Source organism: Sphaerisporangium rufum (assembly GCF_016863395.1).
GTDB lineage: Bacteria > Actinomycetota > Actinomycetes > Streptosporangiales > Streptosporangiaceae > Sphaerisporangium > Sphaerisporangium rufum.
The window spans coordinates 1-23,280 of record NZ_BOOU01000113.1; the positions used below are offsets into that span (position 1 = coordinate 1).

22 protein-coding genes and 1 pseudogene are annotated in these 23,280 nt (G+C 69.1%); 3 read left to right on the top strand and 20 right to left on the bottom strand.

What is annotated here, in order from left to right; genetic code table 11:
• Nucleotides 1-407: 407 nt before the first annotated feature.
• From Sru01_RS34000 to Sru01_RS34055, 12 genes are all read right to left on the bottom strand, one after another.
• Nucleotides 408-1,490: an SIS domain-containing protein gene (locus Sru01_RS34000; protein ID WP_203994654.1), complete on the bottom strand. Its 1,083-nt coding sequence runs from the start codon at nucleotides 1,488-1,490 to the stop codon at nucleotides 408-410.
• A 68-nt stretch (nucleotides 1,491-1,558) separates the two neighbouring features.
• On the bottom strand, nucleotides 1,559-2,491 hold the full coding sequence (locus tag Sru01_RS34005) for a phosphoglycerate dehydrogenase (protein WP_203994657.1): 933 nt from the start codon (nucleotides 2,489-2,491) through the stop codon (nucleotides 1,559-1,561).
• On the bottom strand, nucleotides 2,488-3,039 hold the full coding sequence (locus Sru01_RS34010) for a glucose-6-phosphate isomerase family protein (protein ID WP_203994660.1): 552 nt from the start codon (nucleotides 3,037-3,039) through the stop codon (nucleotides 2,488-2,490). The genes Sru01_RS34005 and Sru01_RS34010 overlap by 4 nt, the downstream gene beginning before the upstream one ends.
• Before the next feature lie 40 nt (nucleotides 3,040-3,079).
• Nucleotides 3,080-4,285, bottom strand: a complete 1,206-nt coding sequence (locus Sru01_RS34015; RefSeq protein WP_203994663.1) for an aminotransferase class V-fold PLP-dependent enzyme — start codon at nucleotides 4,283-4,285, stop codon at nucleotides 3,080-3,082.
• A complete protein-coding gene (locus tag Sru01_RS34020; RefSeq protein WP_203994666.1) occupies nucleotides 4,269-5,699 on the bottom strand; it encodes an aminotransferase family protein in 1,431 nt (476 codons plus the stop codon). The genes Sru01_RS34015 and Sru01_RS34020 overlap by 17 nt, the downstream gene beginning before the upstream one ends.
• A 45-nt stretch (nucleotides 5,700-5,744) precedes the next feature.
• Nucleotides 5,745-6,449 carry a bifunctional 4-hydroxy-2-oxoglutarate aldolase/2-dehydro-3-deoxy-phosphogluconate aldolase gene (locus tag Sru01_RS34025; protein WP_239138049.1) on the bottom strand — a complete coding sequence of 235 codons (705 nt, stop codon included), beginning with the start codon at nucleotides 6,447-6,449 and terminating at the stop codon, nucleotides 5,745-5,747.
• Between the two features lie 9 nt (nucleotides 6,450-6,458).
• Nucleotides 6,459-8,195, bottom strand: coding sequence for a phosphoenolpyruvate--protein phosphotransferase (gene ptsP, locus Sru01_RS34030; protein WP_203994668.1), 1,737 nt, complete (start codon nucleotides 8,193-8,195; stop codon nucleotides 6,459-6,461).
• Nucleotides 8,196-8,212: 17 nt separating this feature from the next.
• Complete coding sequence (locus Sru01_RS34035) at nucleotides 8,213-8,497, bottom strand: HPr family phosphocarrier protein (protein ID WP_203994671.1); 285 nt, start codon at nucleotides 8,495-8,497, stop codon at nucleotides 8,213-8,215.
• Entirely contained in the window at nucleotides 8,494-9,702 is a 1,209-nt protein-coding gene (locus Sru01_RS34040; protein WP_203994674.1) for an alanine racemase, read from the bottom strand. The genes Sru01_RS34035 and Sru01_RS34040 overlap by 4 nt, the downstream gene beginning before the upstream one ends.
• Entirely contained in the window at nucleotides 9,693-10,913 is a 1,221-nt protein-coding gene (locus Sru01_RS34045; protein ID WP_203994676.1) for a phosphopentomutase, read from the bottom strand. Before Sru01_RS34045 ends, Sru01_RS34040 begins: the two co-directional genes overlap by 10 nt.
• A 15-nt stretch (nucleotides 10,914-10,928) precedes the next feature.
• A complete protein-coding gene (locus tag Sru01_RS34050; RefSeq protein WP_203994681.1) occupies nucleotides 10,929-11,339 on the bottom strand; it encodes a PRD domain-containing protein in 411 nt (136 codons plus the stop codon).
• Nucleotides 11,332-11,739 (bottom strand): DUF2620 family protein, encoded by a 408-nt coding sequence (locus tag Sru01_RS34055; protein WP_203994683.1) that lies wholly within the window; start codon nucleotides 11,737-11,739, stop codon nucleotides 11,332-11,334. Before Sru01_RS34055 ends, Sru01_RS34050 begins: the two co-directional genes overlap by 8 nt.
• A gap of 147 nt (nucleotides 11,740-11,886) precedes the next feature.
• On the opposite strand from Sru01_RS34055, the gene Sru01_RS34060 reads away from it, so the two are divergent.
• Entirely contained in the window at nucleotides 11,887-12,681 is a 795-nt protein-coding gene (locus tag Sru01_RS34060; protein ID WP_203994686.1) for a GntR family transcriptional regulator, read from the top strand.
• Here the strand turns inward: Sru01_RS34060 and Sru01_RS34065 are convergent.
• On the bottom strand, nucleotides 12,668-13,678 hold the full coding sequence (locus Sru01_RS34065; protein WP_203994689.1) for a shikimate dehydrogenase family protein: 1,011 nt from the start codon (nucleotides 13,676-13,678) through the stop codon (nucleotides 12,668-12,670). The genes Sru01_RS34060 and Sru01_RS34065 overlap by 14 nt on opposite strands.
• Before the next feature lie 72 nt (nucleotides 13,679-13,750).
• Here Sru01_RS34065 and Sru01_RS34070 point away from each other — a divergent pair, with 72 nt between their 5' ends.
• Both Sru01_RS34070 and Sru01_RS34075 read left to right on the top strand, forming a co-directional pair.
• Nucleotides 13,751-14,686 (top strand): phosphotriesterase family protein, encoded by a 936-nt coding sequence (locus tag Sru01_RS34070; protein ID WP_203994693.1) that lies wholly within the window; start codon nucleotides 13,751-13,753, stop codon nucleotides 14,684-14,686.
• Between the two features lie 50 nt (nucleotides 14,687-14,736).
• Nucleotides 14,737-15,264: a protein-tyrosine phosphatase family protein gene (locus Sru01_RS34075; RefSeq protein WP_203994697.1), complete on the top strand. Its 528-nt coding sequence runs from the start codon at nucleotides 14,737-14,739 to the stop codon at nucleotides 15,262-15,264.
• A gap of 273 nt (nucleotides 15,265-15,537) precedes the next feature.
• Here the strand turns inward: Sru01_RS34075 and Sru01_RS34080 are convergent, their stop codons facing one another.
• The 7 genes and pseudogenes from Sru01_RS34080 to Sru01_RS34110 form a co-directional block, all read right to left on the bottom strand.
• On the bottom strand, nucleotides 15,538-16,851 hold the full coding sequence (locus Sru01_RS34080; protein ID WP_203994700.1) for a YhfT family protein: 1,314 nt from the start codon (nucleotides 16,849-16,851) through the stop codon (nucleotides 15,538-15,540).
• Between the two features lie 164 nt (nucleotides 16,852-17,015).
• Nucleotides 17,016-18,089, bottom strand: coding sequence for an ABC transporter permease (locus Sru01_RS34085; RefSeq protein WP_203994703.1), 1,074 nt, complete (start codon nucleotides 18,087-18,089; stop codon nucleotides 17,016-17,018).
• Nucleotides 18,086-19,573: a sugar ABC transporter ATP-binding protein gene (locus Sru01_RS34090; protein WP_203994706.1), complete on the bottom strand. Its 1,488-nt coding sequence runs from the start codon at nucleotides 19,571-19,573 to the stop codon at nucleotides 18,086-18,088. The genes Sru01_RS34085 and Sru01_RS34090 overlap by 4 nt, the downstream gene beginning before the upstream one ends.
• 136 nt (nucleotides 19,574-19,709) lie before the next feature.
• On the bottom strand, nucleotides 19,710-20,891 hold the full coding sequence (locus Sru01_RS34095) for a substrate-binding domain-containing protein (protein ID WP_203994709.1): 1,182 nt from the start codon (nucleotides 20,889-20,891) through the stop codon (nucleotides 19,710-19,712).
• Between the two features lie 36 nt (nucleotides 20,892-20,927).
• Nucleotides 20,928-21,929 carry a Gfo/Idh/MocA family protein gene (locus tag Sru01_RS34100; RefSeq protein ID WP_203994712.1) on the bottom strand — a complete coding sequence of 334 codons (1,002 nt, stop codon included), beginning with the start codon at nucleotides 21,927-21,929 and terminating at the stop codon, nucleotides 20,928-20,930.
• A 586-nt stretch (nucleotides 21,930-22,515) separates the two neighbouring features.
• Nucleotides 22,516-22,821, bottom strand: coding sequence for an integrase core domain-containing protein (locus tag Sru01_RS34105; RefSeq protein WP_203994715.1), 306 nt, complete (start codon nucleotides 22,819-22,821; stop codon nucleotides 22,516-22,518).
• Between the two features lie 187 nt (nucleotides 22,822-23,008).
• Nucleotides 23,009-23,280: pseudogene (locus tag Sru01_RS34110) on the bottom strand (hypothetical protein); the annotation flags it as partial.

Here is a 23,280-nt window from a genome sequence, read left to right on the forward strand (position 1 = left end):
AGCCGGTCCTGCCAGGTGATGTCGCGGCCCAGGTGACTGGGCTGCTGGAAGGGCCGGTCGGCGGCGATCCATCGCGGCACCAGTGCGATCGGCCGCAGGTGGAGCGCGGTGCCGGGTACGGGCACGTACACGCACTTCCCAAGCTGACAGCGCGGGTTGGATTCCCGTCACCCGCTCCACGCAGTGCGACCGTCTCACCTCTTGCCGGCCACTGGTCGTCATCTGGGTAGGCCCATGGCTCGATAACCCATGGGTCCAGGGCGGAGGGTCGCCAGGCCATATGGCCAGCAGACAACGACGCCGTTTCCCCCAGCGTCGGGTCATGAGCCACAAGGTGGCTGAGGTGCAGAATGATCGCGTGGAATTGGACGCCGGAAAGGTTCGCCTCCTTCAGAGACTTTCCTGGATCACTTCAGCGTCCGCCGCCCGGATGTGGTCACTTCGGCCGCCCGCAGCTCGCCAATGCGCGTGATCTTGTTGAGTCCGGCCGGGGTATCCGGGTCGAGCCCGAGGGCCAGGGCGGCGTCGTGGGCCGCGCGCTGGATGGGCAGGATCGCCAGGAACGGCACCCACTCGGGGGGGCCCTCGGGGAGCGCGACTCGCTGGTCTGCGGGCGAGTCGCCGGAAGGCGCGATGTACACGGTTCCTGCCCCGCGCAGGCCGGCCTCGGTAACCGCCTGCTCGGCGAGGTGACGCCCGAGGGGGTCGGCGCCGACCGCGATGACCCCGTTTCCGGTCGACACCGCGTTGACGCTTCCGTGCAGGAACTCACTCGCCTCCAGGGATGCCACGAGCGTCCGCAGCGTCTCCCGGATCTTGATGGCGCCCTCTTCGGCCACGGACTCCGCGAAGCCCTCGCCCACGAGGACGAACCCGCTCAGCCCTGCGAGGTCGAACCTGGCCTCGGAATCGTCCAGCACAGCCCGCATCAGCCCGGGGAGCCGGCGGCGCGCCTGGTCGAGCTGTTCGGGGTATCCGGCAAGCGCGAGCCCGAGCAGGCAGGCGAGTGTCGTAGTGAAGCTCTTGGTGGCCGGAACGGCGCGCTCCCCGCCCGCGCGGCAGTCGAGCACGCTCTGGTGGTCGCGCATCAGCCGCGCCAGCGCCGACTCGGGAGAGTTGGTGATGACGAGCAGCCGTGCGCCCTGATCGGTCGCGCGCTGCGCCGCGGCCAGCACCTCGCGGCTCTCCCCCGACTGGGAGATGGCGATCACCAGAGCACCGGACAGGTCCACACCTGGATCGCCCCAGCCCAGCTCGGCCGGAGAGAGCTGGAAGGCCGGCTTCCCGGTGAAGGTGCGGATCGCGTGCACGCCGTAGGTGGCGGCAGACCGCGACGATCCCCGGCCCAGCAGCACGACCGACCTGGCGTCGTGAACCGCCTGGCCCAGATGGTCCAGCGCCGCCCAGACACCGTCGAGCGCGGCGGCCACACGATCGGGCTGCTCAGCCATCTCGGCGCGCATCAGGGCGCCGGGGTCAATCTGTACCATTGGTCCTCACTGATTAGAACTGACGATGTTATGACAACCGGTCGACACCAGCCCCTGAGGCTGAGGTGTCAGGCGACCCGGTGATGTAGGGGCTCTCCGGCGAGCGCGCGGAGCACCTCCTGCACGGCCGTGACCCCGGCCCGCTCGACGGCCTCCTGGGTCGTCCCGGCGCAGTGGGGCGTGAGGATGATGTTGTCGAGCCCGATTAGCTCGCTGTCGGTGAGCGGCTCGCGGGCGAAGCAGTCGAGCGCGGCTCCCGACAGGTGCCCTTCGCGCAGGACGGCGGCGAGCGCCGCCTCGTCCACGATCCCGCCACGGGCCGTGTTGACGAGCACGCTGCCCGGCCTCATCGCCCGTAGCGCCGCCTCTCCGAACAGCCCAGCCGTACTGTCGGTCAGCGGACAGTGGATCGAGATCACGTCCGACGTGGTCAGCAGCTCGTCGAACGCCACCAGCGGCACCCGTGCCTCCGACGCGACCGGGTCGAAGGCCACGACCTCCAAGCCGAGAGCCGCCGCCCGGTCGGCGACCTCACGACCGACCACACCGAGTCCGACGATGCCGAGCCGGCGGCCCGTCAGCTCGAAGCCGGGTACCCGCCGCCACAATCCCTTCCGTACGGAACGGTCGAGCGAGGTGACCCGGCGCGCGACCGCGAAGATCAGGGCTATCGTGAGCTCCGCCACGGATACCGCGTTGGCGCCAGGTGTCCTCGCGACGAGGACGCCGTGCCGCCTTGCGGCGTCGAGGTCCACGTTGTCCACACCGCTCCCGAAGCGGACCACGGCGCGGAGAGTGTCGGTGGCGAGCGCGGCCGGTCCGACTTCGTCGAGCCCCACTATCGCCGCGCTGCAGCCGGTGACCAGTTCGGCGAGCTCGTCACCGGTGAGCGGCCGGTCGACCGTGGGGAAGCGAGGGCTCAGCCCGTGCTCCGCCAGCAGGGCCTGGTGCCGTCCCGCCGTCTGCCGGAAGCCGCGGGGTGTGACCGCGATCGTCGTCATGAGCTCTGGTACCGCGGGTTCGGAACGACTTCGGGGCCGGACGGACCCTCGACGACCAGGACGGGGAAGCCTCGCTCCTCGATGGAGCCGTAGTCGTGCCCCGAGTCGCCGATGTAGGCGGCGAAGAAGACGAGCGGCTCGTCCGCCACGTTGACGCTGCGATGCGACCATCCGCCGGGGATGTAGTTCATCGAACCGGGGCGCATCTCCTCGATGGCGTACCGGCCGTCCTCGGTGGCCATCACGAGGCGTCCGTAGCCGGAGGTCGTGAGGTACACCTCCGACCGGTCACGCACCTCGTGAAAGTGTCCCTTCGTCATGAAGTACTCGTCGCCGACCTTGCCGTTGTAGAGGCGGGTGGTGCACGTCTGCAGCTCAGAATTGGTCTCGGGCACGTCGATGTTGAAGACCTCGTAGACCACCTGGGCGCCGTCGCAGTCCTCGGCATAGGCGCCCCTCATGTCGGACAGCCGCCGCCGCACGAGGCGGTTTTCCGGCGCGATGTCCCCGGTCCCGAGGTCGAGGACACGGGTGAACGGTTGAAGCATCAGGCTCTTCCTGTCTTTTCGAGTAGGAGTTCGGGGCGGATCAACTCCGCAGGGCCTCGACTTCCTTCTGGAACTCCGCGTCGGCCAGGCCGGCCTCGATGACGCGGAGGATGGTCGACGCGCCTCCCCGCATGGGGTTGATGCGGATCGCGTACTTCTCCAGACCCGGCATGCCCTTGAGGAAGGTGCTCGTGAGGTAGGTGAAGAGGGGAAGCACCTCAGGCTGCGCCTCCTCGCCGACGGACTGGCTGGGAGAGCCGTTGCGCCACGCCGCGCGGACGAACGCCTCAGCCACCGGCTCGTCGAACACGAGGACGCTGCACCGGATCCCCGGTTGCGCCGCCACGGCCCCGCGGATGTACGGAAGCCGCCCGGCGGACACCATCTCGTTGATCCGATCCGTCGTCTCGATCACCGTGGCGTTCTGGACGGCGAGCGCCACCGGCGCGAAGACCAGCATTCGCAGGGCCTGCATCGCGCCCGGCCCCTGGACCTGGCAGCCCGCCGAGGACAGGTCACGCCGGATGCCCGAGACGAGCTCCTCGTCGCCGAGCACGCACCCCACCTGCACCGGCGAGAGCAGCTTGAACAGGGAGAACGCGCTGGCGTCCGCGCCGAGCTGCACACCGATCCGACGCGACCGCATGACGGCGTAGTTGTCGTCGACGATCACCTTGACGCGGTCGCCCTTCAGGGAGCGCGCCAGGTCGATGATGTCGGTGATCTCGTGGTTGTCACCCAGTCCCTGTGGGACGTGCTGGATGTACAGGCCCTCCGGTTCGACGTCGGCCACGGTCTCGCGCACCGCGTCGAGGTCGTTGAAGTCGACCTGGTGGAGGCGCAGCCCCATGTGTTTCATGGCCGGCAGCGTGGTCTTGTACGGGTGCGCAGAGTGCAGGACGACGTTGTCACCCGGCCGGAGCGACGCGTTGAGCATCGCCCGGATCGAGCCGGTGCCCGCGCCGTGCACGAGCACGGCGTCCTCGGTGCCGAAGAAGCCGGCCAGTGCGCGCTCGACGCGGGCGGTGGCCCGGGGCCGCCCGCCACCGCCGAAGCCGACGGTGGCCAGCTCGCGGACTTGGCCGTAGTCCTCCGTGAAGTAGACGTCCGATCCCATGACCGCCTGGATGGCGTCCACCAGCGCGTACTGCGTGTCGATCGCCTGGTCAAGAGTCATGTGCTCCCGGACCACCGTGGCCCGCAGCTGGTCCAGCGCGAGCGCCGGGAAGTCACTCGGGGAGCTCACCGAGAGCCTCCTCGATCGCCTTGGTGACGCCGTCGAACATGGCCCGCACGTCGTCGTGGGTCGCGACGAGCGCTGGGAACAGCGTCACGACGTCGCCGGTCGCGCGGCACATGAAGAGGTTGCGCATGCCGGCCTTCGAGACCTTGCCCCCGACTCCCCACTCGGCCGGGAACGGCTCCCGCGTCTCCTTGTCCCGCACCAGCTCGATGCCGATCAGGAAGCCTTTGCCCCGCACGTCGCCGACGTGCGGGTTGGTCCTTCCCCAGGCCCGGAGCTGCGCGAGCAGCCACTCGCCCTGGTCACGCACGTTGTCTACGAGCTTCTCGTCGCGTATCGCGTCGAGTACGGCGAGCCCCGCGGCGCACGCGACCGGATGTGCGGAGTAGGTGTGGCCCGAGACCTTGGCCTGCCCGGTTCCGCCGTCCGCGATGAGGACGTCCATCACCCGCTGCGAGGCGATCGCCGCGCCCAGCGGGACGTAACCGCCGGTGATTCCCTTCGAGACCGTGATGACGTCCGGGACGACGCCATAGTGCTCGGAGCCGAAGTAGGTCCCGGTGCGGCCGACGCCGATGAAGACCTCGTCGTCGATCCAGAGGATGTCGTACTTGTCGCAGATCTCGCGCAGCCGACGCAGGTAGTTCGGCGGCGGGGTGAGGACGAGGGCCGCGGGGATGGCCTCGGCAAGGATACCGGCGACCGTCTCGGGACCCTGGCGGAGGATCTCGTCCTCGATCGCCTGGGCGCACGCCTCGCCGTATTCCTCCTCGGTCATGCCGGAGGGACGGCGATAGGTGTAGCAGGCGTCGAGCTCGACGAAGCCCGGGGCGAGCGGCGCGAACCACGTGCGGAACTCCGAGCTGCTGCTCGCGCTGGCGCCGACCAGCGTGGTGCCGTGGTAGCCCGTCTTGCGGTAAAGGAACTTGGTCTTACCCGGGTTGCCGCGCTGGCGGTGGTAGGACTTGACGAGCTGGGTGGCGCTCTCCACGGCCTCGGAACCGTCGCAGACGAAGAACGAGGTGGTCAGGTCGCCCGGCGCCACCTCCGCGATGCGCTTGGCGAGCTCGATCGAAGGCTCATTGATGAAGGTGCGCAGGGACACCCACTGCATGGTCCTGATCTGCGACGCGACCCTGTCCGCGACGTCCTCGCGGCCGTGTCCGAGCGTCGCCGCGGCGGAGCCGCCGGCAAGCGCGTCGAGGTAGACGTTGCCGTCGATGTCCTCGACCTGCACGCCGCTCGCGCGGACCGCGATCGGGCCCTGCGCGCGGCGGGTGCTGTCCGTCGAGACGCCATGCCGCCATACGTATCGCACGGAGTCCTCGACGAGGCGGTGTTTGCGCTCGTCAGTGGTCTCCTCGGTGGTTGCCACATGCCTGGTCGCTTCCGTGCCCTCCACGACAAAGACCTCCAACTTATAATGATGTAATGATGACCCTACAGGTTGAGTCGTTGCCCATCAACCGGCGGGTGCGGCTTGTCGGCTCGCGAGGTGGCCGGAGGCGCTTAGCGCGGCGCGGTAGGCCTCCGCACGCTTCGCCACGGCCGTGAGGTCGCCCGTCTCGACCGCGGAACGCGGCACCAGGTCGGAGCCGGCGAAGACGGCGAGCGCCCCCGCGGCGAGGAACTCGGGTGCCGTGTCCGGCGTGATGCCACCTGATGGCACGAAGTGCACCTCGGGAAAGGGCCCCCGCAGGTCTTTCAGATAACGCGGCCCACCGAGCCCTGCGGGGAACAGCTTCACCGCCGCCGATCCCGCCCGCACGGCGGTCATGACCTCCGTCGGGGTCAGTGCCCCGAGAAAGAAGGGCACGCCTGCCGTACGGCACGGCTCGACCACGTCGAGGGCGAGACCTGGGGAGACGATGAAGCGGGCGCCCGCGTCGATGGCCGCCTGAGCATCATCCGCGGTGAGCACCGTGCCGGCCCCCACGACGGCGCCCTCGGCGGCGGCGGCGGACGCGATCACGTTGAGCACCCCGGGGATCGTGAACGTGAACTCCACGCACCGCACGCCCTCGTCCGCGAGCGCCGCGGCGAGACCGGCCGGGTCGGCGACGCGGCTGCCGCGAACGACGGCGGCGACACGGTCAGCCGCCAGGACGTCTTGAGGATGCTCGGGCATGAAGCGGGTAGCGGTGGCGGGTTCGGAATTCGTGGTCATCGCGATAGATCACTCTCTGGTGGGATCACCGGCGGTCGCCAGTGCGGCTTGCGAGGCCCGTGCGGGAGCGGCGGCATGGGAGGCCTCCTCGGAGGGCCACGTCGCGAGAAGGTGCGCGATCTCCTCGACCCGCGAGGCCCGCAGCACCCGCTCCGCCAGCCTCTCGGCCTGCCGTGAGTCGATCTCAGAGATCAGCTGCTTGAGCCTGGGCACGATCGGGGGCGCCGCGGAGAAGGCGCGCAGGCCCAGGCCGACCAGGAGCGGCAGCGCGTGGATGTCGCCGGCGAGCTCGCCGCACACGCTGACCTTCACCCCGGCCTCCCGGCCCGCCTCCAGGACCGTAGAGATCACGCGGATGACGGCGGGATGCAGGTCGTTGTAGAGGCTCCCGAGGCTCGGATTGTTCCGGTCCGCGGCGAGCAGGTAGGCGGTCAGGTCGTTGGTTCCCACGCTGAGGAAGTCGCACCGGGCGGCGAACTCCCGTGCCAGCACGGCGGCGCTCGGCACCTCGACCATCGCCCCGACGGACAGCCGATGCTCCGCCGCGAGCTCGCCCAGCAGTGCGTCCACGGCGTCGAGCTCTTCGAGGCCGCTGACCATCGGGACCATCACCTGAACGTTCGGGTGGTCGCGGGCCACCCGGGCGAGAGCCCTGAGCTGGGTGGCGAAGACGTCCGTGCGGTCCAGGCAGAGCCGGACCCCGCGCAGGCCGAGAAACGGATTATCCTCGTGGGGGACGCTCAGTCCCTTGACCGGCTTGTCGCCCCCGACGTCGAAGGTCCGGAAGACGACCGGACGGCCGCCCGCCGCGACCGCCGCGGCGGTGTAGGCGGCGACCTGTCCTTCCTCGTCCAACACGCGTACCGTGCCGCTGAGGAGCAGTTCCGTGCGGAACAGCCCGATCCCGTCCGCCCCGTATGAGACCGCGGCCGCGACCTCGGCGGCCGACGCGGCGTTGCCGTACACCGCGACCTCGACGCCGTCCACGGTGCATACCGGGCCTTGACAGACCTCGACCACGGTCCTCGCCGCCTGGTGCCGCGCTGCCGTACCAGGGTCGGGGTCGAGCTCGCAGGTCCCCGCGTCGCCGTCGACGGCGCAGAGCCCGCCACGCGGTACGGCGTGCTCTACGGCGGCGAGCAGGCCGCCGACGGCGACGACCGCCGGTATGCCGAGCTGGCGGGCGAGGATCGCGGCGTGCGAGGTCCGGGTGCCGCGCTCGGTGACGATCGCCCGCACAACGGCGGGGTCGAGGCCAAGAGTGTCGGACGGCGTGAGCTCCAGCGCGGCCAGCACGACCTCTCCGTCGGCCGCGGTGGGCAGCGGGGTGCCCTCGGCCACGCCGAGATGCCGGAGCACGCGCTGCGCGACGTCGAGCACGTCGGCCGCCCGCTCGCGCAGGTAGCCGTCGTCGAGCTCGCGCAGCTCGGCCGCCACGGCGTCGCTCACCTGGCGGACCGCGGCGGGCGCCGCGACACCGCCGGCGACCAGCCGCTCGATCTCACCCCGCCACTCGTCGTCGTCGAGCAGCAGCTCGTGCGCCCGGAAGATGCCGGCTTCCTCCGGGCCGAGCCGTGCTGTCGCGTCGGCGACGACCCCGGCCAGCTCCGCTCGCGCGGACTCGATGGACTCGGTCAGGCGCTCGCCCCAGGCGCCCGGGTCGAGCACCGGCAGCGAGACCGGCGCGGAGTGCGACCCACGGCTGTGGAGAACGTACAGCGGGGCGCAGGCCGAGCCTCCGGACACCCCCGCACCGGTCAAAATCATGAGTGGCCGCCGCTTCCATCGGCGCCGTCGGAGTCGAGCAGCGCGACGAGCGCCTCGATCGCCTCCGCCTCGTCCGGGCCGTTCGCCGTGATGGCCACCGTGGTGCCCTGCGCGACGCCCAGCTTCAGCAGCGACACGAGGCTCTTGCAATTCCCCTTACGGTCCTTGGCCTCCAGGGAGAGGTCCGAACTGAACCGCTTGGCGGTCTCGACGAAGACCGCCGCCGGACGGGCGTGGATTCCGGACGGGGTACGCACGGTGACCGTACGCGAAACGCTCATGAGTTCTCCAAGGGTGCGGTGGTCGGGAGGAGGTCGTCTCCGAGCGGAAAGCCCGCGCGGTCGAACACCCCGAGCAGCCTCGGCTCGGTGGCGACGTTCGCGAGGACCGCGACGAAGCAGCGGCTGACGAAGACCTGTGAGCGGAACGCGTAGAGAACGGTGTCGCCCACCGACACGGCGCCGAGGTCGTCGACATAGAGGTTGCCGTAGTAGTCGATCGCCTCGGCCGGGTCCAGCTCGACCCGCGCGGTAACGGGCTCGTCCTTGCCGCGGCCGTAGATGAGCGCGCTTCGCGCCCGTGACCGGGGGTAGAACCCACCGCCGAGCGAGTAGACGGTGTCGCCGAGAATGTGCGTGACCTCGGAGACGTAGACCATCGCCGGGATCTCCGGCTGATCGGTCACGGCGTGCAGCGGGGTGTGCCCGGTCAGGCAGCTTCCCGGCTCGATGTGGGTAGCGCCATGCTCCGCGAGCATCCCGGCCGTCGCCGAGCAGGAGGCGCTGGGTGCGTTCACGATCGCCGCGTCCATGCCGGCGTCGCGAAGCATCCGTGCGGCTTCGGCGATGGTGGTGAGGTTGGACGTGGGCCGTAGCTCGCGGGCCTCCTCGTCGAACAGGACACAGGGGAAGGAGGTGACGCCCCCCACCCGAATACCGTCGAGCGCGTCGATGCGCTTGGCCACGTCGACGAGCTCGTCGATGGGCACACCACCCTTCTGCGCGGCATAGTAGACGTCGCCCTCGCATACCACGCGGACGAGCACCGGCTGCTCCCTGCCCGCCGCCCTGGCCGCCTCGGCCAGCCGTTCCGCCTGCTCGAACCCGAAGACGGTGACGACCTCTGGCTCCATCGCGACCGCGTTCGCCAGCTCGGCGAACGGCACCTGCACGAGGTGGCCGAGATGGCCCATCCGCAGGCCGTGCCGGTGCAGGACGCGGGCCTCCTCGAAGTCCACCGCGACGACCTTCTCGATGCCGCTGCGCGCCACCGAGTGGGCGACGACGGGATTGCGCCCGAACTGTTTGGTCATCTGGTAGGCGGTCAGCCCGTGGGCGGACGCCGCGGCCGAGACGGCGCGGGCGTTCGCCGCGACCGCGTCGACGTCGACGACATAGCAATTGGAGGGAATCCTGCCGGCGCGGTGCAGCTCGACCGTCGCCTCGATCAGCTTGGGGTTGCGCCGCCGGGTTGCGTCTACGAACACGAGATCTCCTTGAGGAACGAGGTCCCGGACCTGAGAGGCGGCACGCCGAGGATCTCTCCCGCGGTGGCGCCGATGTCGGCGAGCGAGGGCCGCACGCCGAGCGGGACCGGGCTGATGCCAGGGCCATAGGCGATGGCGGGTGTGTACTCGCGGGTGTGCTGGCTGTGCCCGACGGTCGGGTCGTTGCCGTGGTCACCGGTGATGAGCAGTATGTCCCCCGGCCGAAGCCGGTCGAGCAGGCCGGGCAGCAGCTCGTCGACGGTCTTGAGCATCCGGGCGTACCGCTCGACGTCCTGCTCGTGCCCGGCGAGGTCGGTCTCCTGGACGTTGGCGACGATGAGCCCGCCGGTCATCGCGTCGAGGTGCTCTGCGGCGCGGGCCAGCACGTCCTCGGTCCTTACGATGTTCTCGGCGACCGCTCCCTCGCAGCGCACGACGTCCGCGGCCTTGCCGAGTAGCACGACGTCGTAGCCGGCCTGCCGGACGCGACTGGGCAACTGCTGGTCCACCGCGAAGTCGATGCCAAGGTGGCGCACCTGATAGTGCTCGTCGTAGACGCCCAGCGCGGGGGTGTCGACACCGATCTGCCCCGGCGTGCGCTCCTTGACGTAGGCCCGGATGTCCTCGATGTCGAAGCCTCGCCCGCCGACCACGATGACGCGGGGCACCGGCACGGTCGCACGGACGATCTCGCCGATCCTGGTGAGTTCCTCGAACGAGATGTCATCCTGCGACGCGGTCACGTTGATGTTGAGCCGCGGCCGGGCCTCGATGTTGTCGGCGACCAGCACGCATCCGTCGACCACCAGTGGCGAGAGCCCCGGAGTCAGCGGCTCGCAGTGGTGACCGGCCTGGCTGAGCGCCGCCACCACATCCTCGAGGACGTCGGCCAGCAGCAGGAGCCGGACGTTGTCGAGTCCGCCGCCCATGAGCTCCTGGTGACCCATGTAGGTGTCGGCGCCGGGGTGGCGCAGCGCGCACCTGCCGTGAGCGGCGGTCGGGGACTGCTCGGCGGGAACGCCGGGCACGTCAGTGAGGTTGCCGAACCCGAGAGCCGCAAGGTTGGGCAGCTTGAGCGGGCCCTCGGCCTGGTCGACGTGGCGCAGGGTGTTGGCGCCCGCGTCCTCCGGCGGGTGGTCCGGCATGACCCCCACGCCGAGACCGTCGAGAACGAGGATGACGACGCGGCGGTCGCCCATGCTTTCAGTCACGGGGAACCGACCTTTTCAGTCGTCGTCGAGGATGGCGCACAGGTGCACGGTCATATACGCGATCTCCGAGTCCGGTATTTCCCGGTCGAGGAGCTTCTCGCATTCCTCCATGACCCGCTGGATGACCCCGCGCTCGCGGGTCCGGTGGCGGATCTCCTCGTCCACCACCGCGGACGGCACCGCCTCCATTTCCAGCCGGTTCAGCCGGGTGAGGGCGACCGCGAGGTGGGTCACGAACGGCGCGGCGCCGTCCTCGGTGAACGTGACACCGAGTTCCTCGGCGATCTCGGCGAGAGTGAGCTCGGTGAGCCGCCGGGCCAGCGGGGTGATCTGTCGAGCGTCTTCGAGCAGGTCGAGCCGCTCGGCGAACTCCGCCTTGATCTGCTCGGCGAGCGAGGACGCCGCCACGGTGCCGGGGTCAGCCATTACCGGCCTCCTCGCCGTTGGTGTCGTGGTGGGCGAGAATCGCCTTGATGATGATCGGGATCGCGCTGCGGGACTGCTCGTAGGGGAAGCCGAACGCGATCTTGCCCTCGCTGACGAGCTGGGCGACCTTCTCGTCGCTCACGGCCATCCCGGGGGTCCCCGCGATGCCGACCTTCGTCGAGCCGAGGAGGGCCGTCGCGGCGGCGAGCGCCCCGCCCCCTCCGGACCAGCAGGTCCCGAGGTAGAAGTCGGCCTGTCCCTTCTTCACCAGCCGGGCGCCCTGCATGTCACCCAGCGCGGCCGCCTCAACCCGGCCGCCGCCGGCTTCCTGCGCGATTGTGGCCATTCCCGCGGCGTCGACGCCGGCGGCAACGATTCGGATGATCTCTCTGCTCGTCATCACGAGCCTCCTATTGCTTTTCTCACGTCCGGCATGGAAAATCGCGAACGTTTTCCGCCTCGGGCCTGCGGCTGGTCCACTAAGGTTGCGACCTAGTATTGAGTCATCGGTGATGATGTCATGATGTTAGTGCCTTAAGGAGTGGTGATGGCTCACCGTGCCCCGTTGTCGATCCGGCGGGACATGCCGGTCCCCTACTACGAGCAGCTCAAGCGGCTGATCGTGCAGCAGATCGACACGGAGGGGCTCCAGCCCGGGGACCTGCTCCCCAGCGAGATCGAGCTCTGCGACAGGTACGACGTGTCCCGGACGGTCGTACGGCAGGCCATCGGCGACCTCGTCAACGAAGGGCTGCTGCACCGCATGCGGGGAAAGGGCACGTTCGTGGCGCGGCCCAAGCTGCGCGAGCAGTTCATCGAGAGCACGCTGGGCTTCTTCGAGGACATGACGACCCGAGGCCACAAGGTCGTCAGCGACGTGCTCAGCCTCGACCTCGTCGAAGCCGGGAGCAAGGTCGCCGAAGCGCTCAGTGTGCCGGAGAAGACCCTGTGCATCGAGCTCGTACGGCTTCGCTCGGTCAACGACGAGACCGTCGCCTTCACCAAGTCGTACGTCAACTCGTCGAGCAAGGAGCTGCTGGCCGACCTGCGCCAGGCCGAGCTCTCGACAACGTCGCTCTACCGGGTCCTGGAGGACAACTGGGAGATGCGCATCGAATCCGGGCACCGCTCGCTCGAGGCGTCCAAAGCCAAGGGCATGCTGGCCCGTCTGCTCCACATCCGCTCGGGCGAGCCCGTCCTCTACATCGAGTCGGTCGGGCACGACGGGAACGGCAAGGCGGTCGAGTACTTCCAGGCGTGGCACCGCGCGGACCGCACCCGGCTGGAGATGAACGTCGTGCGCGACCGCCGGCCCGCGTCCACCGACTTCATGCATCGCTGAGTGCTCCGGCCACGTTGCCACCGGCCCCGGCCCGTCCGCTCAAGGGCTCGGCGACCCGGGCGAGCCGCCCGAACAGCTCGGGCGTCATGGGCAGGCCGAAGACCTCCGCGATGACCTCGGTCCACCCGTGGAGAAAGTAGCGCCACCCGTCGTGCACCGTCAGCCCGCTCGCCGCAGTCTGCGCTCGGGCGTGGTCGACGAAGACGAGATCACCGCGGTAGTTGAGGTCCCACACCACCGCCTCGGCCGGGAAGCGCACCTCGGCGGAGACGGGAGAGCCGGGCAGGTCCTTGCCCATCCCCGTGGCGTTGATGACCAGCGAGCCTGGCGGTGCGGCGGCGACCAGCGCGTCGTTGAGCACCGGGTCGCCATGCGTCGCGAACTCCACGCCAGCGTCCACGCCCATCTCCGCCGCGACCTCCCGCGCGACATCCGTACGCCGCGGGTCACGATCGACCAGGACCACGCGCTCGGGACGGTGGGCTTCGGAGAGCAGGCGCACCATGATGGCCAGACCCGCCCCGCCCGCGCCGAAGCAGACCACGTGACCGCCGGAGCTCGCCCAGTGGTCGCTTCCAAGCATGTGGTCGAGGGTCAGACCCGCCGTCAGCGGATCCTTGGCCGAGCCCCGGACCTGGCCGTCCGCCGAGACGATGCACGACACTTCGCGGCACAGGCCGGCGTACGGGTCGAGCTCGCTGAACAGATCACCCGCAGCCTCGAACACCGCCGACTTGTGCGTCGTGACGAGCGCGCCGCGGGCGGCCGGGTCGTCCGCGATGGCCTTGACGCAGGCCCGGTACGCTGCGGGTTCGGCACCCAGCGGCACATCGATGCCGGTGATCCGTGCGTCCAGCCCAAGGTGCCGGGCCCACGCAGGAAAGAGGGTCATGATGCTGGACCCCGACGTCGTAACGCCGACGAAGTAGAGCGCTTCTCGGGCGACGGTGCCAGCGTGCTGCTGCGACGTGGTGGAGATCGCCTGCCAACTTGGCATTCGGTAGTCCCTTCAGGTTGTGATGACATTATGATGTGATTCGTGGGACAGTCAAGAGATGCGGGAGGCGACATGAGCGGGCAGATCCGGACCGTGACGGGAGACGTCGATCCGGCGGTGCTGGGCGTCACGCTGGGACACGAACACCTCTTCACGCGGCCCGCCGAGCGGCTCCAGGACGGCGGCGACATGGTGCTGGACGACGAGGACAGGGCCGTCGCCGAGTTGGAGCTGTTCCAGCGCGCCGGCGGCGGAGCACTCGTCGAGGTGACGACCCCAGAGTTCGGACGCGACCCACTCGCCCTGCGCCGCATCTCCGAGCGCGCCGACGTGCACGTCATATCCACGACCGGGCACGCATCGGCGGAGTACTGGAGCGGCGTCATCGACGTCGACGCCATGACCGAGGACGACCTGGTCGCCGAGATGGTGACCGACCTCGTCACCGGCATGACGGACACCGGAGTCCGCTCCGGCATCATCAAGGCGGGCACGTCCTACGAGGTCGTCCTGGCGGCCGAGGAGCGGGTGCTACGCGCCGCGGCGCGCGCACAGCGGGAGACCGGGGCCCCGATCACGACACACACCAGCGCCGGCACGATGGCCCGCGAGCAGGCCGACATCCTGCTCGACGCAGGGGCGGACCCGTGCCACGTCTGCCTGGGCCACCTCGACCGTCGGCTCGACTTCGACATCCATCGCGGACTCGCCGAGGACGGCTTCTTCCTCGGCTACGACTGTGTCTCCAAGGACTGGTACGAGCCGGACGCCCGGCGGGTGGAGCACATCGTGCGCCTCTTCGAAGCAGGGCTGGGAGCTCACATCTGCCTGTCCGGCGACCTGGCCCGGCGCAGCCAGCTCGTCTCCTGGGGAGGCGGCCCTGGATACACCTACATCCCGTGGCGTCTCGCACCGTGGCTGCGCCGGGCCGGGCTCGGCGACGACGAGCTGCGCGCTCTCCTGGTGGACAACCCCGCGCGGCTGCTGACCTGGGGCCCGCGTGCGTGACGGCTCCGCCGCCCCGCATCCTGACCGCTTCCCGCCGAGGACTGGAACCGATGATCCCGTGTAGCGCCTCGCCGGACTGCCCGTTCGCCGACGGGCACACCGACCCGTGCGTGGTCCCGGTGGTGGAAGGCTTCGGCTGGGTGCCGGTGCCATCCGAGCCATGGAACGAGATCCTGGACGGCCTGCACCAGGGCGGCTCCTGGGTCACTCCCGCGGAGGCCGAGTTCGACGCCGTGCTCACCCTCTACGCGTCCGCACAGCCGATCTCCGGCCGCCTCGAGCAGCGCCACTGGCCCATCCTCGACGCGGAGATGCCGGACGAGAGCGAGCTCACAGCGGCGATGTGCTGGGTGCACGACCAGTGGCGGGCCGGCCGGAGGGTGCTGGTGCGCTGCCAGGCCGGTCTCAACCGCTCCGGCCTCGTGGTGGCGCGGACGTTGATCGAGACCGGCGTCGAGCCTGGCGAAGCCATCCGTCTCATCCGCGCCAGGCGCAGCGGCTACGCCCTGTGCAATCCACGGTTCGAGGCCCATCTCAGAGCGATGACCAAGCCGACCGATCCGGAACCGCAGTCGTGAGATGTGGTGACGCCCGAGCAAGGATGTCGTGCTTGCGGCAGATCGAACCGGGCAGGTGCAATGCCTCGAGCCGGTCGATCCGACAGGCGGTGAGCAGCAGCGGGTGTCCGGCCGTGCCGAACGCCCGCGCCGATTCCGGAGCGGGCGCCGGTAATGGCGACAAGTGGCTTGGTACTTCTCCTGTTCGCTGATGGAGAGCCGGCCGCCTCGCGAATCCGCTGGGCGGCACAGGACGCCACGGCCATCGCGGACGGGGGGTACTTGGGCGGCGAGTCAGGTGACCTGGAAGCCGAGGAGGGCCAGGATGTTGGCGAACACGCCGACGGCCAGTGCGGCGTAGGCGCCGACGGACATCGGCATGACCGGGAAGTTCTTGCGGCTGTTGAGGAACCAGGCCGCGACGACGATGGCGAACCCCCACTGCCCGGCGAAGGCCGAGGCGGCGAGCGCGCCACCGATCAGGAAACCGATCTCCATCACGTGGAAGATGGCCGTCCGCATGACGTCCGCGACCTCGCGGATGGACGGCAGCCGCTCGATGCCGCGGACGACCGCCACGAGGGCGAGCACCTCCACCGCCCGCAACGCCGCGCAGGCCGCCGCGGCGGCCCACGGGTTCGGCATGAGCATGGAGATGCCCTGGTCCAGGAATGTGCCGGTCGCCATGCAACCGGTGACGGCCGCGGTCGTGAACTTCATCGGGATGAACGCGAAGGCCCACGCGAGCATGATCAGCGCCGCCGGGATGGCCAGGCCCTGGGCGTAGAGCAGCCCGGAGATGGGGTCCTTCGTCATGAGGCCCCAGTTGTACGCCGCTCCCATCAGCGCCGCGAGAGCGACGATCGGCAGCAGGGCCCGGCGGATTCGCCGTGCGTTCTCGTCGAAGACGTCCTCCTCCTCGTCGTCATCGTCCTCGATGGCCCAGGCCACGGTGGGCTCCTGCGCCGCCTTGCCCCGCCGGGCCTCCAGGATGAGAAACGCGAGGAGGAACACGACCCCGACGGTGAACGACCACACCGCGGGGTACGGCAGGCCCGCCGTCTGGGCGCCGAACCACGCGACCGAGCAGGCCACGAGCGCGACGAACGCCCGGCGGTAGCCGTAGTGGTAGGCGATGGTCAGCACCGCGAACAAGAAGTACGCCCCGGCGGCGGGCTCGCTGAAGAGGTGGACCGGGCCGGCCATCTCGATGGGCAGGCGGTGCATGGCCTCAGTGATGAGGCGGAGCAGGACCGCCATCCCCGCGCCCCACAGGCCGCCCGCCAGCAACGCGAGCGCGACCCCGCGCCGCGCACGCGCGGTCCGGTGCCACGGAGACGACTGATCTCCTGGGACGGTCACCCCGATCCAGTCGGTCGCCATGAAGATCATGTAAACCAGGGGGACGACATAGCCGATGGAGAAGGGGATGCCGAAGGCCCAGAAGAAGCCCCACGCGAGGTTGAAGGACGTCTTCGACACCTCCTTCCGCGGCAGTTCGCCCTTACGGAAGGAGCCCATGACGGGCCGCAGGCCGTCGTGAAAGACGCTGACGCCCCGGTGCGCGAGCGCCGACGACAGTGCGCCGATGGCCGCGAACAAGGCCACGGACGGGATGAACGGGACAGGGAGCGTCACCGTATGACCGATCGTCACGAGCAGGAACCCCGCAGACACAGGAATTTCGGAGGGCCGCCGGGGTGAGTCGACGCGACTCGACCTGGCAGATGGAGCTGGGGATGAGAAGAAAGGAAATCAGGGGATCGATGGGTTCAGAGGACGAAGAACAGGAGAAGGGCGCCCGCCACCAGCACGGCATACAACGGTAGCCCCTTCCAGATCCTGCGGTCGGGGCCCCCCTCGCCCTTCCGGTTGAGGGCCACCACGACGATGACGATGAGCCCGGTGACCATGAGCTGTGTCCACGGGTTGACGTTGAGGAGGTTCAGCAGGTTCTCGAACAGAGCGATGATGAGAACCCCGACGCCGGTGCCGAGAATGCTGCCGCGACCACCGGTGAGCGGCGCCCCGCCGACCACGACCGCGGCGATCGCGGCGAGCTCGTAGCCGGTGCCGAAGTTCGCGTCGGCCGTGCTCAGCCGCGCGGTGGCCAGCACACCCGCCAGCCCGGCGAGCAGACCGCTGATCATGTAAACGGACAGCCGCAGCCGGTTGACGTTGATGCCGGAGAAGTACGCCGCCTCCTCGTTGCCGCCCACGGCGTACAGCTTCCGGCCGTACACCGTCCGGCTCAGCACGAGCTGTCCGACGAGGAGGGCGACGCCGAGGATGACGATCGGCACCGGAATGCCGAGGATCGCGCCGGTCGCGAGGTAGTCGAGGCCGGGCACGCTCACGTAGATGGGGGTCGCGTTGGAGAGCTGGAATGAGACACCGCGGGCGATGGTCAGCGTCGCGAGGGTGACGATGAACGGCTGCAGCCGGGCCGTGGTCACCCCCAGCCCGTTGACCAATCCGAAGAACGCGCCCGTCGCCAGGGCAGCGATGATCGTCCCCGCCAGGCCATACCCCTGGTAGAGGGCTCCCACGACGCCGGCCGCGGCGGTCACAGAACCGACGGACAGGTCGATGCCTCCTCCCCCGGCCAGGATGACGAGAGTCTGGCCTATCGCGAGCAGACCGACGACGGCGGAGATCCGCAGCACGTTGGCCAGGTTCGGCGCGGTGAGGAAGACCGGCGACAACATCGCGCCAATGCCGATGACCAGCACGAGCGCGGGAATCATGCCGCTGTTCGCGAAGACGCTCCGCGCCCTGCGCATGGTGTCGCTCCTGCCACCGGCCTTGGGGCCGGACTGCACGCCGCTGTCGGCTGTAGTGGTCATGACATTCCCGTTCCCATCGCCATTTCGAGGATTTCGTGCTCCGTCACCGCATGTGCCGGTACCGCGCCGACGAGTCGCCCCTGACGCATCACGAGGATCCGGTCGCAGATTCCGAGGAGTTCCGGCAGTTCGGATGAGATCACCAGGACACCGGCTCCCTGGTCGGCGAGCCGTCCGATCTCGCGGTAAATCTCCGACTTGACCTCGACGTCGATGCCTCGTGTCGGCTCGTCGAGGATGTACAGCGCCGGTTGCCGGGTCAGCCAGCGGGCGAGCACCACCTTTTGCTGGTTGCCCCCGCTCAGCGTGCCGACGGCGGTCGAGACGCTCCGCGCCTTGACCCGCAGCCGCTCGCTTGCCTGCTTGGTGTGGTCACGCAACCGGCGCGTTCTCATGAACGGCCCGCGGGCGAACGAGCGTAGGTGCGGGAGAGCGATATTGTCAGAGATGGACAGGTTCAGGATGAGTCCTTGGGTCTTGCGTTCCTCGGGAACGAGGACGATCCCCGCCGCGATGGCGTCCCGCGGCGACCGGACGCGGGCCCGGCGGCCGCGGACGGTGATCTCGCCCACGTTGACCGGGTCCGCGCCGAAGATCGCACGCGCCACCTCGGTCCGCCCGGCCCCGACCAGGCCGGCGAGTCCCACAACCTCGCCCGCGCCGACCGTGAAGCCGACGTCCTCGAAGACGCCACGGCGGGTGAGGCCGCTGACCGTGAGGACCGGCTGCGAGTCGCCCTGGGGTTTCCCTGGACGGTCGAAGAACCGCTCCACCGAACGCCCGACCATGGCACGCACGAGCTCGTCTTCGGTCACGCCGGAGGCCGCACGGTGCTGTACGACATGGCCGTCCCGCAGCACGGTCACCTCGTCGGCCAGCCCGGTGATCTCGTTCAGCCGGTGGCTCACGTACACCAGCGCGGCACCGGCCGACTGCAGCTCCCGCAGCACGGCGAAGAGCCGCTCGATCTCCGGGTCCGTCAGGGCCGCCGTGGGCTCGTCCAGGATGTAGACCTTGCCGCCCAGGACGATCCCACGGGCGATCATGACGAGCTGCTGGACGGCCGGTCCGTGCTCGCCGAGGAGCGAGGTCGGCGACACATTCGCACCGAGCCGTTCGAGCACCTGCCGGGCGCCGCGCAGCAGGGCACGCCGGTTGACCAGCCCGGCCCGCCGGGGCAGGCAGCCGAGGTAGATGTTCTCCGCCACCGAAAGGTGCGGCATCAACGACAGCTCCTGCGGTACCAGGCTGATCCCCCGCCGCCGGGCGTCCGCCGGACCGTGGAGCCGTACGGCGGCACCGTGGATCTCGATCGTTCCGGAGTCCGGCTGGAGGACGCCGGCCATGACCTTCATGAGGGTCGACTTGCCGGCGCCGTTCTCACCGACGAGCGCGTGCACGGTTCCCTCACGGACATCGAGGCCCACCTGGGACAGCGCCGTCACGCCGGTGAACGACTTCGTGATCCCGCGAAGCGACAGCAAGGGCGGTCTCGCCGCGCCCCTCTCGCCCGGTCCGACCGGTACCCCGTGCTCCCGCTTCGGAGTCCCTGGAGCCATAGGATTCATCGCGTCCCCAGCCATCTGACCATCACCTCGGATCTGCCCCGTCGTACGTCGGCTATTTGTTCTCGAGCTGGCCCCAGGTCTTGTCGAGCTGGTCGACGGCGTTGTCTGAGGTGATCAGCGCTGGCTGGGACAGCAGGATGTTCTTCGGGACCTCCTTGCCGAGGAGGTGGTAGGCGGCGACGCGAAAGGCGATGTCGCCGTGGAGCGGGGTCCAGGGCGCCACGGCCGTGAAGGTGCCGTCCTTGACGTTCTGCACCTCGGGCTTGGAGCCGTCGATCGTGAGGATCGGGATGTCGGTCCGGCCGAGCTCCTGCATGGCCTTGTAGATGCCGATCGCGATCTCACCGGAGTGGACGTACCACGCGTCGATCTTCTTGCCGTCGGGAGACTGCAGGAAGTCGAGTGCCACCTTGTAGCCCTGGGCCCGGCTGTAGTCGGTGGGCGGCGTCGTCACGACCTTGATGTTCGGGAACTCCTGGCCCATCACCGAGACGAAGCCCTCGTGCCTGAGGATCTGGGGCGAGGAGCCGATGGCGCCGGACGTTTCGGCGACGACGCCCTTGCCGCCCAGCAGCTTGCCGGCGGTCTCCGCGAGTTGCTTGGTGGCCGTCTTGTAATCCAGGTAGATCCACGTGTCGTACTGCTCCGTCGCGACCGTGCGCTCCATCCCGACGACGGTGAAGCCGGCCTTCTTGGCCTTCTCGATCTCCGGGGTCAGCGGGCCGACAGAGTGCGGCCACACCAAGATCGCGTCCGCCTTCTGCGCCATGCAGGTGTCGATGTCCTGCACCTGCTTCAGCGCGTCGTTGTCGGTGTTGTAGTAGATGACCTTGACGTTCGGGTGCCGCGCCGCCTCGAGCATGACGCTTTCCTTCTGCGCGACGGCCCACGGATGCCGGATCAGCGCCTGCGAGAAGCAGAAGGTGTACTTCTTGTTCGCGTCGCCGATCGGTCCGTCGGGAAGCGGCAGCACCTCCTTGTACGGCAGGGACAGCGGCGCGCCGGTGATGGGGCCCTTCTCGACCGGCCCCGGCTTGCTGCCGAACGCGACGGCGTCGGCGGGCGGAAGCAGGTACTTGTCGATGACGGTCTTGGAGGCGCCGGAGTTGGCGGTGTCGTTGGAGGGCTTCTGCGGGGAGCAGGCCACCAGCCCGGCCGCGACAGCCAGCGAGACAGCGATCGTGGTGGCGCGGCGCGCCGGGAACGGACGGGAACGAAGATCCTCTACGTACATGATGCCTCGTTACTTCAGGGGTGATGTGAGAAGGGGTCAGTTCCGGGCACTCGCGTAGAACGACTTGACGACACTGAGGACATGCCGGGCCGACCGTCCATCGGACACCGGAACCCGGTCGTGCGCGATCGCGTCGGCGAAGTCCGCGAGCTGGGCGAGGTGGCCGCGCCCGTACGCGAGGTTGGTCTGGAAGGACGGATCGTCCAGGGGCTCGTCGTAGACGTGGGTCTCCCGGCCGCCGTTGAGATACTCGACGTCCAGTCGGCGGGAGTCGGTGAGCACCGCGACACCCTTCGTGCCCGAGATGGTGATCCGCGACTCGAACTTCAGGCCGACGGACATCGACGCCGCGATCGTCGCAAGCGCTCCGCTCTCGAAGCGGAGAACTCCGCCCGCGGTGTCCTCGACCTCGGTGGAATGGGTGAGCGTGGCGATCAGGCCCTGGGTCTCCTTCACCTCGCCCAGGAACCAGCAGAGCAGGTCGAGGGCGTGGACCGCGTGGGTGTTCAGGACGCCGCCTCCCTCTCGTTCCCAGGTTCCGCGCCAGCCACTACCAGCGAAGTAGCTCGTGTCCTCAGGGTTCTTGTAGTACTGGAAAAGGGCCGTGCCGAGCACCGGGCGCCCCAGCCGTCCCGAGTCAAGCAGCCTGCGCAGCGCCTGGGCGTTGTCGTTGAACCTGTGCTGGAAGACGACAGCCAGCTTCACGCCGTGGTGATCGCACGCCTGGATCATCCGGTCACATTCCTCGACCGACGTGGCGAGCGGCTTCTCACAGAAGACATGCACCCCTGCCTGGGCCGCGGCCACGCACACTTCCTCGTGGAGGTGGTGCGGCAGGCAGATGCCGACGGCGTCCACTCCGGCCGCCAGCATCTCCCGGTAGTCGGTATAGAAGGGGACGTTCCACTCCCGGCCTGACGTCGCGGCCCGCTCCTCGTCCACGTCCGAAACGCCGACGAGCTCGACCCCTTCAACGGCCAACGCCGCCTGAGCGTGGTTACGGTGGATCCGACCGCACCCGATAACCCCGTAGCGCATGCCCGCTCCTCTCGTCATGGTGTTATGACGTTATTACAACTTAATTGCTTGTCAAGAGGTATCGCCACATTTGGGTGAATTCCTTGAGTCCCCCAGGTGAGCCACCTTCCCGCCCTGGGACCTGGCACGAGAGCGCGCCTCAGCCGTACTCGCGGTCACCGGCGACGCACATCGGTCGGAGGGAGGCGGCCCCACGCCGATCCCGGGCGCGACCCCTAGGTCTCATCATGGTGTTATGACGTTATTACAAGATTTGGCCGCATAGAAGGGTGACAGCGCGTCAGGTTTGGTGACCTTCGCGCTTCAGGCATGCCCCGGCTGCCGCCGGCCTGTGCGGCCTCGACCCCCTCGATCGAGGTGGTGACCTGCGGTGTTGGTTGTAACCGGCAGACAGGCTTGCTCTCGCAGGTTGACGCGTCACCCGTCCACCCGAGACATCACCGTGACAGCGGCGCGGACCCGGACCGGTGCGGGACCCATGACCGGTTGCCAGTGCCGCCGGTACACCCACATCAGCACCCACCATGCCCGCAACCGCGACCCGACCCACCGGAGTGTCAAGTGCCGGGTTTGATGGAGGCTGTGATCACCCGCTCGTCGTCCGGAGGGGCGGGGTGGGGTGTTGATGGTTGGTCTCGTGCTCGACGGGCGGGATGAGGCCCGGTTCCCCGTGTAGCCTGCGGTGGTTGTACCAGTCGATGTACTCGGCGACGGCGATCTCGACATCGTCGATCCCCCGCCAGGGGCCCTTGTCGCGGATGAGTTCGGCTTTGAACAGCGAGTTGAACGCCTCGGCGAGGGCGTTGTCGTAGGAATCCCCCTTGGACCCGACCGAGGCGACGGCGCCGGCCTCGGCCAGGCGCTGGGTGTAGCGCACAGCGACATATCGCACGCCGCGGTCGGAATGGTGAACCAGGTCGCTGGCGTGCTGCCCGGCCTCGCGGCGTCCACAGGCCCATCTCCAGCGCGTCCAGGGCCAGGTCGGTGCGCAGATGCGTGGCCACCTGCCAGCCGACCACACGACGGGAGAACACATCGAGCACGAACGCGGCGTACACCCAGCCGGCGAACGTGCGGACCTAGGTGATGTCGGCGACCCACAACCGGTTGGGCGCCGCGGCGTTGAACGCGCGTTTCACCAGGTCCGGGCGCATCTCAGCGGCCTTGCCGGGCCGGGTCGTGCCAGGGGTCGCGCTCCGGGAGACCCCTTTGAGCCCGGCGGCTTTCATCAGCCGGGCCACCGTGCACCGGGCCACGGGACGGCCCGCCACCCCGCCGTGATAGGAGGACACCTCTGGCCCATACCCGGCTTCCGGAGCCGGAATCGGCACCCGCATGCCATCGATCATCC